Source organism: Rathayibacter sp. AY1D2 (assembly GCF_002932695.1).
In the GTDB taxonomy this organism is placed as follows: Bacteria; Actinomycetota; Actinomycetes; order Actinomycetales; family Microbacteriaceae; genus Rathayibacter.
This window is the reverse complement of the sequence record NZ_PSVX01000030.1, coordinates 37,476-47,062: the sequence shown is the minus strand read 5'-3', so window position 1 is coordinate 47,062 and position 9,587 is coordinate 37,476. Positions and strand designations below refer to the sequence as shown.

The window sequence follows — 9,587 nt, the reverse complement described above, 5'->3', positions numbered from 1 at the left end:
CCCCGGCCCCTCCTCCTAGAGTGGGGCGGGTGGGTGCTCACCCGCCCCACTCTAGGAGGAGGGGCCGGGGCTCAGGCTCCCTGAGCCACCGCGTCCTCGATCGGGGTGGGACCGGAGACGATCTCCCACGTCTTCGCGATGGAGGTCGGCTGCGCCAGGGCGGCGATCACCGTCGCGGCGACGTCCGCTCGCGGGATGCTCCCCTTCTCGACGGAGGTGCCGAGCGTGATCGTGCCGGTGCCCTCGTCGTCCGTCAGCCCGCCCGGGCGGAGGATCGTGTAGTCGAGGCCGGAGTCGCGCAGTGCCGCGTCGGCGTCGCGCTTGGCCTCGACGTAGGCCTTCCAACCCTCCTCCGTGTCCTCGGGGAGCGGCTCGTCCACACCGATCGCACTGACCTGCACGAAGTGCTGGACCCCGACGATCGCGGCGGCCTTCTGGCTGAGGACGGACGCCCCCAGGTCGACGGTGCGCTTGCGCTCCGGGCCCGAGTCGGGTCCGGCTCCGGCGGTGAATACCATGCCGTCGACGTGGCCCAGCGCCTCGGCGAAGGCCTCGGGCGTGGTGTCCTCGAGGTCGTGCACGAGCGGCTCGCCGCCCAGCCGGACGATGTCCTCGGCGTGATCGGGGTTGCGGATCACTCCGACCGACTCGTGGCCGGCGTCGTACAGCAGGTGCAGGATCTGCTGCCCCACCTTGCCGTGGGCTCCGATGACGGCGATGCGTGTCATGGACGTTCCTCTCCTCGTCGGGGCGGGTCGCCCCGTGTTCGTGGTCCCCTCCATCCTGCCGCGGCGTCCCTGGACGCCCCCAGGCCTTGACGGCGTCCGGGCGCCGGGCCGTCAGGCGGCGAGGCGGTCGTCGCGTCCGGTGATGGCGAGCAGGCGGCTCTGGAGGGAGGCGGCGTCGTCGACCGGCACGGGCGCGGCGTAGAGGCCGCTCGCGCGCAGGGTCTCCTCCTGGGGTGCGAAGAGCTCCCAGACCGCTGCGACGAGCTCCTCGTCCAGCCGCTCGTCGCTGCCGGTCGCGCGGGCGAGGTCCCAGGCGTGGACGGTCACATCGGCCGTCTGCTCCTGCAGCAGCTCGACGGCGCTGACGGTGTCGCGCCCCAGCTGCACGGTCGCCGCCGGGTCGACGGTGCGGACAGCGACGCGCAGGCGGTCGGTCACGCGGCGCCACTCGCTCCTCAGATCGGTGGCGACGGACTCGAGTCGCAGCGCCGACTCGTCGCCGCCCGAGAGGAGCGTGTGCGCGCGCTGCTGCTCGCGGACGACGTGCAGCACGAGCGCGCGCGTGTCCCACTCGGTGTCGGGCGTGGGGGCCGACCAGTCCTCGACGGCGCTCAGCCGGAGCTCGAAGGCGCGGTGGGCGCGGTCCTGCAGATCGAGCCAGCGGCTCATCTCGGCGCCGGGGCCGGTCTCGGTGGCGGTGGGGGAGTCGGGCTGCTCGTGCGTCATGGTCTCTCCGGAGCGTCGTGGTGCTCGGGTCAACCGCGAGTGGTCGGCGCTCATTCCCGGCCGGCCCGCGCGCAGCGGTCGAGCGGCCGATGTCGGTGGTGCGTGCGAGCATGTCCCAGGGCGTGGGCGAGCAGGACGGAGCGGCGTGAGCAGGCAGGACGGCACCGCGTGAGCAAGCAGGACGGCACGGGGCGGCAGGTCACGACCGAGCCCTTCGACGACCCGCGCGCGAGCATCATGCACATCGACATGGACGCGTTCTTCGCCTCCGTCGAGCTGCTCGACCGGCCGGATCTGCGCGGGAGGCCGGTCATCGTGGGCCACCACGGAGCGCGCTCCGTCGTCACAGCGGCGACCTACGAGGCGCGCCGCTACGGCGTCAACTCGGCGATGCCCATGGCGGTCGCCCTCCGCCGCTGCCCGCAGGCCGTGGTCCTCGAGCCGCACATGGAGCGCTACCGCGAGGCCTCTCGCCGCGTCATGGCGATCTTCGACTCCTTCACGCCGCTGGTCGAGCGCCTGAGCATCGACGAGGCGTTCCTCGACGTCGCGGGTGCCCGCCGCATCTCGGGCTCGCCGTTCGCGATCGGCACCGAGATCCGCCGCCGGGTGCACGCCGAGCTCGGGCTGACCTGCTCGGTCGGGATCGCCAGCACCAAGTTCGTCGCCAAGCTCGCCTCCGGCCGCTCCAAGCCCGACGGTCTGCTGGTCGTCCCCGCCGACGGCGTCCGCGAGTTCCTCGATCCGCTGCCCGTGAGCGCGCTGTGGGGAGTCGGCGCGAGCACGGAGGAGGCGCTCGTCCGCCGCGGTCTGCGCACCGTCGCCGACGTCGCGACCACCCCGCTGCCGTCGCTGGTGTCCGCCCTCGGCGAGGCGACCGGGAGGCGCCTGCACGCCCTGGCGAACGGGGTGGATCCGCGGCCGGTCGACACCCGCCAGATCGAGAAGAGCGCCGGACACGAGATCACGTTCGCCGACGACGTGGCCGACCCCGAGCTCGTCCGTCGTGAGCTGCTGCGGCTCTGCGACAAGGTCGCCGTGCGGATGCGCCGCTCGGGAGTGCGCTGCCGCACCGTCGCGGTGAAGGTGCGCTTCGGCGACTTCAGCACCCTTACCCGCTCCCGCACGCTCGTCGAGGCGACGGACGTGGCCCGGGTCCTCTACGAGGCCTCCTCCGCGCTCCTCGAGGCGGCCAACCCGATGCGGCGGCCCGTGCGGCTGATCGGCGTGCGCGGCGAGCAGCTGGTCGAGGGCGACGACGTCGCGTTCTCGCTGTGGAGCGACTCCGACGACTGGCGCGACGCGGAGCTCGCGGTCGACGGCGTGGCCGCCCGCTTCGGCTCCGGGGCCGTGCGTCCCGCCTCGCTCCTGTCCCGGTCGGCTCCCGAGTCGGCCAAGGGGATCGACCTCAGCGACACGCTCGCTACGCGGAACCGATCGTCAGACTGATCGGGCGGTGGTCGGAGCCGTTCGGCGGCAGGACCGCGACGGTCGCGGCGGTGACGCCGTCGGCGAGCGCGTGGTCGAGCGAGACGAGCGGCAGCAGGGACGGCCAGGTCGCCGGGAAGCCGACTCCGCCCGTGCGGACGAGACCCGCCTCCGCCAGCACCGGAGCGAACAGGTGGTCGTCCGTCGGCGTGTTGAAATCGCCGATGACCAGTGTCCGCTCCGACGCGTCGTCTCGAAGAGCGGTGGCGAGGTTCGAGAGCATGGTGTCCCGCTCCTCGTGGTCGCCCGGCCGGAACGAGGCCAGGTGCACCACGAACAGGCGCGCGCTGCCGACCGGCGTGTCGACGTCGACGGCGAGCGCGCGCTCCCAGCCGAGACCGAGGTCGAGCGGCTCCTCGTCGGTCAGCTCGGTCCGGCTCCAGACGCCGACGGTGCTCGAGACGGACGAGTACGGATACTCGTCGGCCAGCTCGGCGTCGACCGCGTCCACGGCGTCTCCGTCGAGCTCCTGCAGCGCGATCACGTCGGGGCCGCGGGCGGCGAGCGAGGCGGCCAGCCCACCGGCGTCGCTGCTCGTCTCGATGTTCTGGCTGACGACGGTGAACGAGCCGGAGCGCACGGCCGGCGCCGGAAGCGCGACCGGCAGCACCAGCACGCCGTAGACCATCGCCAGCACGGTGACCGCGGCCGCCGTCCGGCGCGACCGGAGGGCCGCCGCGGCCGCGATGAGGAGCAGCACGACGAGCCCCGTCCACGGGATCCCGACCTCGAGGACCGACAGCCAGCCGATCGGATCGGGCAGCGCGCGGTGGAAGGCGAGGAAGGCGGCGAGCACGAGGCTCGCGACCGCCACCGCGGCCGAGCGCACGGGGCGGCGGCGGCGGGTGCGGGCGGACATCCGTCGATCATGGCAGCAGGTCCCCGGAGGTCCATGGACGAGTCCTGTGCGCCCCGGCGGGCCGCTTGTCGCCGCGGAGAGCCGCGGAGTACCGTCGCACCATGCCCAACATCGCAGTCTCCCTGGCCGACACCGTCACCACCGCGGGTACCGCGACGATCTACGGCGAGCCCGTCACCGTCGACGGCGTCTCGCTCGTCCCCGTCGCCCTCCGCTGGTTCGGTTTCGGCGGAGGCAGCGGCTCCGAGGACGGCCAGGAGGGCGGCGGTGGAGGCGGCGGCGCCACGGTCATCCCGATCGGCGCCTACATCAAGGACGACCTCGGCCTGCGGTTCCAGCCGAACGTGATCTCGGTCCTCGCCGTCGGCATCCCCTTCGTGTGGGTGACCGGCAAGGCCCTCGCGCGCATCATCCGCGCCCTCAAGAAGTAGCCGGAGCGGCCCCGCGTCAGCTGGCGCGCTGCTGGCGCGCGGGGTACCACTTCTTCTTCGTCCGGCCGAAGCCGACGATCAGACGCTCGGCGTCGTCCGGCCGGCGGGGGTCGTAGATCACCGCGGCGGGCTCACCGGCCATCCACGCGTCCCCCCGCTTCAGCGGGTACTTCTGCGCGCGCTTCTCCACACCCTCGGCGGTCCGGTAGACGACCAGGAGCCGGCCCAGATCCCGTGCCGAATCGCGATCGCCGCGTGCCGGATCCGGCCCGACGACGCGCGCCGGCACCCGCGTGCCGTAGCTGAGCAGCTCGCGGCGGATCCGCGCACGGCGCTGCCAGAGCAGGGCCTGCAGCAGGACGATCAGCAGCACGGCCAGGACGACGACCACCGACCACGACATGACGTCTATGATTGCCGACGAACACGGGAGTCCGGTGCACCGGGCTGAGAGGAAGGCAGCAGCCTTCGACCGTCGAACCTGATCTGGGTCATGCCAGCGAAGGAACGTTTCGATCTCCTCTTACCAACCCGTGCCCTCCATTCGCTTCCACGAAAGGGCACGTCAGTGCAGAACACGAACGCGCAGAACACGAACGCGCAGAACCTCACCTCCTCCGCCCCGGCCCGGCGCGATCTGCGCTGGCGGGTCGTCGACATCGTGGTGGCGAGCGTCGTCGCCGTCGCGAGCGGGATCGTCTTCTGGGCCTGGGGCCTGGCGACGAACGTCCTCGGCCTCGCTTTCGAGTTCCTGCCCGGGCTCGGCGGGCTCCTCGGCGGCGGCTGGCTCTTCGCCGGCGTCCTCGGCGGCCTGATCATCCGCAAGCCCGGAGCCGCGCTCTACACCGAGCTGGTCGCCGCGGCCGTGTCGGCTCTGATCGGCACCCAGTGGGGCTTCACCGTGCTGATCTCCGGACTCGTGCAGGGACTCGGCGCGGAGATCGTCCTGGCGCTCTTCCTCTACCGCAGCGGCCGTCCGCTCGTCGCGATGCTGGCCGGTGCCGGTGCGGGGCTCGCCCTCGCGATCAACGACCTGCTGTCTTACTACGCCGTCAACGACGCGCTCTTCAAGACCGTCTACGTCGCCTCCTCGATCGTCTCGGGCGCGCTCCTGGCCGGGCTGCTGTCCTGGTTCGCGGTACGGGGGCTCGCGGCCTCGGGAGCGCTGGACCGCTTCGCCTCCGGGCGCGAGGGCCGGACGGTCGAGGGAGCCGGCGCGGGCGCTCGATGAGCGGCGCTTACGTCCGGGCGCGGGGCTGGAGCTGGCGGCACGCGGGACGCTCCCGCGACGCCCTCTCCGGCCTCGATCTCGCGCTGGAGCCGGGGGAGCGCGTGCTGCTCCTCGGCCCCTCCGGCGCGGGAAAGAGCACGCTGCTGCACGCCCTGGCCGGCGTCCTCGGCGGGGAGGAGGACGGCTCCGCGGCGGGCGAGCTCGAGATCGACGGAGCCGCGCCGCTCACCCGGCGCGGTGTCGCGGGGCTCGTGCTGCAGGATCCGGACACTCAGGCGGTCCTGGCGCGGGTCGGCGACGACGTCGCATTCGCCTGCGAGAACCTCGGCGTGCCGCGCGAGGAGATCCCCGCGCGGGTGCGGGAGGCACTCGGCGACGTCGGGCTCGACGTCCCGTTAAACCACTCCACCTCGGCGCTCTCGGGCGGGCAGAAGCAGAGGCTCGCTCTGGCGGGCGTGCTCGCCATGCGTCCGCGGCTCCTGCTCCTCGACGAGCCCACCGCCAACCTCGATCCGGACGGTGTACGCGAGGTGCGGGCGGCGGTGGAGCGCACGGCCGCCCGCACGGGGGCGACGCTGATCGTCGTCGAGCACCGGGTCGACGTGTGGGTCGGCCTCGTCGACCGGGTCGTGGTGCTCGGGCGGGACGGCGCGGTGGTCGCCGACGGCGCTCCGGTCGAGGTCCTCGATCGGGCGCACGACGTGCTCCGCGCCTCCGGCGTCTGGCTGCCCGGTGACACCCCCGCCCGGCGCGGGGCGAGCGTGCTGCCCTCGCCCGCCGCCCTGAGCGCGCACGACCTCGCCATCGGCCGGCCCGTCCTCGGGCGCCGCCGCTCGACCATCGTGGCCTCGGGGCTCGAGCTCGCCGTCGACTCCGCGCGGGCCACGGCCGTGCTGGGACCCAACGGCGCGGGGAAGTCGACCCTCGCGCTCACGCTGGCCGGTCTCCTGCCGCCGGTCGCGGGGCGGGTGACCGCCTCCGAGTCGCTCCGCGCCGGTGCGGGCCCGGAGCCGATCCGCTGGACCTCGGCTCAGCTCGCCGGACGGATCGCGATGGTGTTCCAGGAGCCGGAGCACCAGTTCCTCACCGCTCGCGTGCGCGCCGAGCTCGCGCTGGGCGCCCGCGACGAGACGGAGCGGCATCGGGCGGAGGAGCTCCTGGAGCGCCTCGGCCTCGCGCACCTCGCCGACGCCAATCCGTTCACCCTCTCCGGAGGCGAGAAGCGGCGCCTGGCCGTCGCGTCCGCCCTCACCCGGTCGCCGTCCGTGCTCGTCCTCGACGAGCCGACGTTCGGGCAGGACCGCCTGACCTGGGAGGTGCTCGTCGACCTCCTCGCCGAGCAGCGCGACGCGGGCACGGCGGTGCTCGCCGTCACCCACGACGAGGCGCTGGTCGCCGCCCTCGCCGACTCGGTCGTCACCCTCGGCGCCCGCGAGGCGGTGTCGGGATGACGCTCCTCGACTCCGTTCCCGCGCGCAGCCGGATCGCCCGGGCCAACCCGGTCGCCAAGCTCCTCGCCAGCCTGGTCATCGCGTTCGCGCTCCTCCTCACGGTCGATGCGGTCTCCGCGGCGACGGCGCTGGCGCTCGAGCTGCTGGTTCTGCCCTTCGCGGGGCTCCGAGCGGGTGAGCTCGTGCGGCGGACGGCTCCCGTCTGGATCGCGGCTCCGCTCGCCGGCCTCTCGACAGTCCTCTACGGGCGCGACAGCGGCGCCGTCTACGCGGAGTTCCTCATCGTGTCGGTCACAGAGGGATCCGTCGCCCTCGGGCTGGCCATCGCGCTGCGCGTCCTGGCGATCGGACTGCCGAGCGTGGTCCTCATCGCCACCACCGACCCGACGGACCTGGCGGACGGCCTCGCGCAGATCCTGCGCCTGCCCTCGCGCTTCGTGCTCGGCGCTCTCGCCGGCATGCGGCTCGTCGGTCTGCTCGTCGACGACTGGCGCACCCTGTCGATGGCCCGCCGGGCCCGCGGGGTCGCCGACGGCCGCGGGCCCATCGAGGCGCTCCGCAGCCTCGCGGCCCGCACGTTCTCGCTGCTCGTGCTGGCCATCCGGCGGGGGAGCAGGCTCGCGACGGCGATGGAGGCGAAGGGCTTCGGCTCCGGCGTCCCGCGCACCTGGGCGCGGCAGTCGCGCCTCGGAGCCGGCGACCTCCTGCTGCTCGCGGGCGGAGTGCTGATCGCTGCCGTCGCCGTGACCGCCGCCGTCGTCACCGGCTCCTGGAGCTTCGTCCTGCATGGCTGAGCGGATCCTGCCGCTGACGGATCGGACGGCGGGCGACCTCGCCCGCTCGCTGATCGCGCGTCGCCGTCGGACGGTGCTGCTGGACGGACCGAGCGGCTCCGGCAAGTCGACGTTCGCGCGCGCGCTGGTCGAGCAGCTCCGTCTCGCGCCGGCGGCATCGTCGGTCGCGCTCGTGCGGATGGACGACCTCTACCCCGGCTGGACGGGCCTGGACCGGGCGTCGCGGGAGACGGCCGGGACGCTCGTCCGCCCCCACGGCCTCGGCCTCGCGGCGCACTGGCGGCCCTGGAACTGGGCCGCGGGGACGACGGCCGGGCGCCGCGTCGTCCGCGAGACGCTTCTCGTGCTCGAGGGCTGCGGATCGGCCGGCGCCGCCGCGCGCCGCCACGCCGATCTGGTGGTCTGGCTCGAGGCCGACGACGAGGTGCGGCGCGTGCGCGCGCTCGAGCGCGACGGCGAGCTCTTCGCTCCGCACTGGGACGCCTGGGACCGCGACTTCCGCTCCTACTGCGCTCGGGAGCGGCCCCGGGAGAACGCCGACCTCGTGCTGGACACGGGCGGCGGGGGAGCGGTGCGCGGCTGAGGGGTCCCCTCCGAGCGCGGCGACGCGCGGATGCCGGTGGGGGGCTCTCCCTCGGCGGCGATCAGGCCCAGCCGAGCTCGTGCAGCCGGTCGTCGTCGATGCCGTAGAAGTGCGCGATCTCGTGGACGAGGGTGACGTGGATCTCGTCGCGCAGCGCGTCCAGATCGTCGCACGCGGCGAGGTGCGGCTCGCGGAACAGCACGATGCGGTCGGGCATCTCGCCGAAGCCGTAGCGCTCGCGCTCGGTGAGGGCGACGCCGTCGTAGTAGCCGAGCAGATCCAGGGTCCCGTCCTCGGGCCGGTCCTCCACGACGAACACGACGTTGTCGAGCCCGTCGACCATGTCGTCCGGGAGCGCGTCGAGCTCGGAGATCACCAGGGCTTCGAAGGCGTCCTCGTCCAGCTCGAGCATCCGGGACCTCTCTGCGTCGGCGATCGCTGCCGGTCGCCGGATGTGCGAAGAGGCCCGGAGTCGGAACTCCGGGCCTCTTCCGCTGCATGCACAGCCACTGGGGTGAGTAACGGGGCTCGAACCCGCGACCTCCTAGACCACAACCAGGCGCTCTGCCAACTGAGCTATACCCACCAGGAGCGTGTTCCGGCGGGGTGACCCGCCGAAGCAACTGTACGAGAGTACTACATCCGCGAGGCGAACTCGTCCACGACGGCGGCCGACACGGCCTGCACCTCGGCGGTGCTCGGCCCCGGCTGCTCCACGAACACGGCACGGCGGTAGTACTGCAGCTCTCGGATGCTCTCGAGGATGTCGGCGAGAGCGCGGTGTCCGCCGTGCTTCTTGGGCGCGTTGAAGTAGATGCGCGGGAACCAGCGCCGTGCCAGCTCCTTGATCGTGCTGACATCGACGTTGCGGTAGTGCAGGTGGCCGTCGAGGCGCGGCATGAACTTCGCGAGGAAGGCGCGGTCGGTGCCGATCGAGTTGCCGGCGAGGGGGGCCTGCTGCTCCGCCGGGACGTGCTTCAGCACGTACTCCAGCACCTCGTACTCGGCCTCCGCGACGCTGACGCCGGAGGGGATCTCGACCAGCAGCCCGGAGGTCTCGTGCATCGACCGGACGAAGTCGCCCATGTTCTCGAGCGCGGTCGCGTCGGGCCGGATGACGAGGGAGAGCCCCTCGTCGAGCGGGTTCAGCTCGAAGTCGGTGACGACGACGGCGATCTCGACGAGCTCGTCGACGGAGAGGTCGAGCCCCGTCATCTCGCAGTCGATCCAGACAAGACGGTCGGGGGCGCTACTCATGCGGGGCAGTCTATCGGCGGCCGCCGACACCCGGTCCGG

12 protein-coding genes, 1 tRNA gene and 1 riboswitch are annotated in these 9,587 nt (G+C 73.2%); of the genes, 6 read left to right on the top strand and 7 right to left on the bottom strand.

Annotated features, from left to right (window positions below; all coding sequences use genetic code 11):
- Nucleotides 1-71: 71 nt before the first annotated feature.
- Together C5D04_RS09605 and C5D04_RS09600 are read right to left on the bottom strand one after the other, a co-directional pair.
- A complete protein-coding gene (locus C5D04_RS09605) occupies nt 72-728 on the bottom strand; it encodes an SDR family oxidoreductase (protein WP_104223727.1) in 657 nt (218 codons plus the stop codon).
- Nucleotides 729-839: 111 nt separating this feature from the next.
- Complete coding sequence (locus C5D04_RS09600; RefSeq protein WP_258059445.1) at nt 840-1,454, bottom strand: TIGR03086 family metal-binding protein; 615 nt, start codon at nt 1,452-1,454, stop codon at nt 840-842.
- 168 nt (nt 1,455-1,622) lie between these two features.
- On the opposite strand from C5D04_RS09600, the gene dinB reads away from it, so the two are divergent.
- Entirely contained in the window at nt 1,623-2,903 is a 1,281-nt protein-coding gene (gene dinB / locus C5D04_RS09595; protein ID WP_104223726.1) for a DNA polymerase IV, read from the top strand.
- Here the strand turns inward: dinB and C5D04_RS09590 are convergent.
- On the bottom strand, nt 2,878-3,801 hold the full coding sequence (locus tag C5D04_RS09590) for an endonuclease/exonuclease/phosphatase family protein (protein WP_104292172.1): 924 nt from the start codon (nt 3,799-3,801) through the stop codon (nt 2,878-2,880). The genes dinB and C5D04_RS09590 overlap by 26 nt on opposite strands.
- A gap of 101 nt (nt 3,802-3,902) precedes the next feature.
- Here C5D04_RS09590 and C5D04_RS09585 point away from each other — a divergent pair, with 101 nt between their 5' ends.
- Nucleotides 3,903-4,232 carry a hypothetical protein gene (locus tag C5D04_RS09585; protein ID WP_104223724.1) on the top strand — a complete coding sequence of 110 codons (330 nt, stop codon included), beginning with the start codon at nt 3,903-3,905 and terminating at the stop codon, nt 4,230-4,232.
- 16 nt (nt 4,233-4,248) lie between these two features.
- On the opposite strand, the gene C5D04_RS09580 is transcribed toward C5D04_RS09585, so the two are convergent.
- Nucleotides 4,249-4,635 carry a DUF3592 domain-containing protein gene (locus C5D04_RS09580; RefSeq protein WP_104223723.1) on the bottom strand — a complete coding sequence of 129 codons (387 nt, stop codon included), beginning with the start codon at nt 4,633-4,635 and terminating at the stop codon, nt 4,249-4,251.
- A 14-nt stretch (nt 4,636-4,649) separates the two neighbouring features.
- Nucleotides 4,650-4,757, top strand: a riboswitch (TPP riboswitch).
- A gap of 43 nt (nt 4,758-4,800) precedes the next feature.
- Here C5D04_RS09580 and C5D04_RS09575 point away from each other — a divergent pair.
- The 4 genes from C5D04_RS09575 to C5D04_RS09560 are packed head-to-tail and all read left to right on the top strand — an operon-like array spanning nt 4,801 to nt 8,291.
- The gene (locus tag C5D04_RS09575; protein ID WP_104226742.1) at nt 4,801-5,463 is read left to right on the top strand and encodes an ECF transporter S component; all 663 of its coding nucleotides are present in this window, start codon (nt 4,801-4,803) and stop codon (nt 5,461-5,463) included.
- Nucleotides 5,460-6,914 carry an ABC transporter ATP-binding protein gene (locus C5D04_RS09570; protein WP_104347647.1) on the top strand — a complete coding sequence of 485 codons (1,455 nt, stop codon included), beginning with the start codon at nt 5,460-5,462 and terminating at the stop codon, nt 6,912-6,914. Before C5D04_RS09575 ends, C5D04_RS09570 begins: the two co-directional genes overlap by 4 nt.
- Nucleotides 6,911-7,708 (top strand): energy-coupling factor transporter transmembrane protein EcfT, encoded by a 798-nt coding sequence (locus tag C5D04_RS09565; RefSeq protein WP_104336999.1) that lies wholly within the window; start codon nt 6,911-6,913, stop codon nt 7,706-7,708. The genes C5D04_RS09570 and C5D04_RS09565 overlap by 4 nt, the downstream gene beginning before the upstream one ends.
- On the top strand, nt 7,701-8,291 hold the full coding sequence (locus C5D04_RS09560) for an AAA family ATPase (RefSeq protein WP_219815020.1): 591 nt from the start codon (nt 7,701-7,703) through the stop codon (nt 8,289-8,291). The genes C5D04_RS09565 and C5D04_RS09560 overlap by 8 nt, the downstream gene beginning before the upstream one ends.
- 61 nt (nt 8,292-8,352) lie before the next feature.
- On the opposite strand, the gene C5D04_RS09555 is transcribed toward C5D04_RS09560, so the two are convergent.
- The 3 genes from C5D04_RS09555 to orn form a co-directional block, all read right to left on the bottom strand.
- Nucleotides 8,353-8,703 (bottom strand): metallopeptidase family protein, encoded by a 351-nt coding sequence (locus tag C5D04_RS09555; RefSeq protein WP_104223719.1) that lies wholly within the window; start codon nt 8,701-8,703, stop codon nt 8,353-8,355.
- Between the two features lie 98 nt (nt 8,704-8,801).
- Nucleotides 8,802-8,877 (bottom strand) — tRNA-His (locus C5D04_RS09550).
- A 50-nt stretch (nt 8,878-8,927) separates the two neighbouring features.
- Nucleotides 8,928-9,548: an oligoribonuclease gene (orn, locus tag C5D04_RS09545; protein ID WP_104223718.1), complete on the bottom strand. Its 621-nt coding sequence runs from the start codon at nt 9,546-9,548 to the stop codon at nt 8,928-8,930.
- Nucleotides 9,549-9,587: the final 39 nt, after the last annotated feature.

What these genes read in the sequence shown, in the direction of transcription:
- C5D04_RS09605 (WP_104223727.1), bottom strand. Translation starts at nt 728, where the DNA reads ATGACACGCATCGCCGTCATCGGAGCCCACGGCAAGGTGGGGCAGCAG.
- C5D04_RS09600 (WP_258059445.1), bottom strand. Translation starts at nt 1,454, where the DNA reads ATGACGCACGAGCAGCCCGACTCCCCCACCGCCACCGAGACCGGCCCC.
- C5D04_RS09590 (WP_104292172.1), bottom strand. Translation starts at nt 3,801, where the DNA reads ATGTCCGCCCGCACCCGCCGCCGCCGCCCCGTGCGCTCGGCCGCGGTG.
- C5D04_RS09585 (WP_104223724.1), top strand. Translation starts at nt 3,903, where the DNA reads ATGCCCAACATCGCAGTCTCCCTGGCCGACACCGTCACCACCGCGGGT.
- C5D04_RS09580 (WP_104223723.1), bottom strand. Translation starts at nt 4,635, where the DNA reads ATGTCGTGGTCGGTGGTCGTCGTCCTGGCCGTGCTGCTGATCGTCCTG.
- C5D04_RS09570 (WP_104347647.1), top strand. Translation starts at nt 5,460, where the DNA reads ATGAGCGGCGCTTACGTCCGGGCGCGGGGCTGGAGCTGGCGGCACGCG.
- C5D04_RS09565 (WP_104336999.1), top strand. Translation starts at nt 6,911, where the DNA reads ATGACGCTCCTCGACTCCGTTCCCGCGCGCAGCCGGATCGCCCGGGCC.
- C5D04_RS09560 (WP_219815020.1), top strand. Translation starts at nt 7,701, where the DNA reads ATGGCTGAGCGGATCCTGCCGCTGACGGATCGGACGGCGGGCGACCTC.
- C5D04_RS09555 (WP_104223719.1), bottom strand. Translation starts at nt 8,703, where the DNA reads ATGCTCGAGCTGGACGAGGACGCCTTCGAAGCCCTGGTGATCTCCGAG.
- orn (WP_104223718.1), bottom strand. Translation starts at nt 9,548, where the DNA reads ATGAGTAGCGCCCCCGACCGTCTTGTCTGGATCGACTGCGAGATGACG.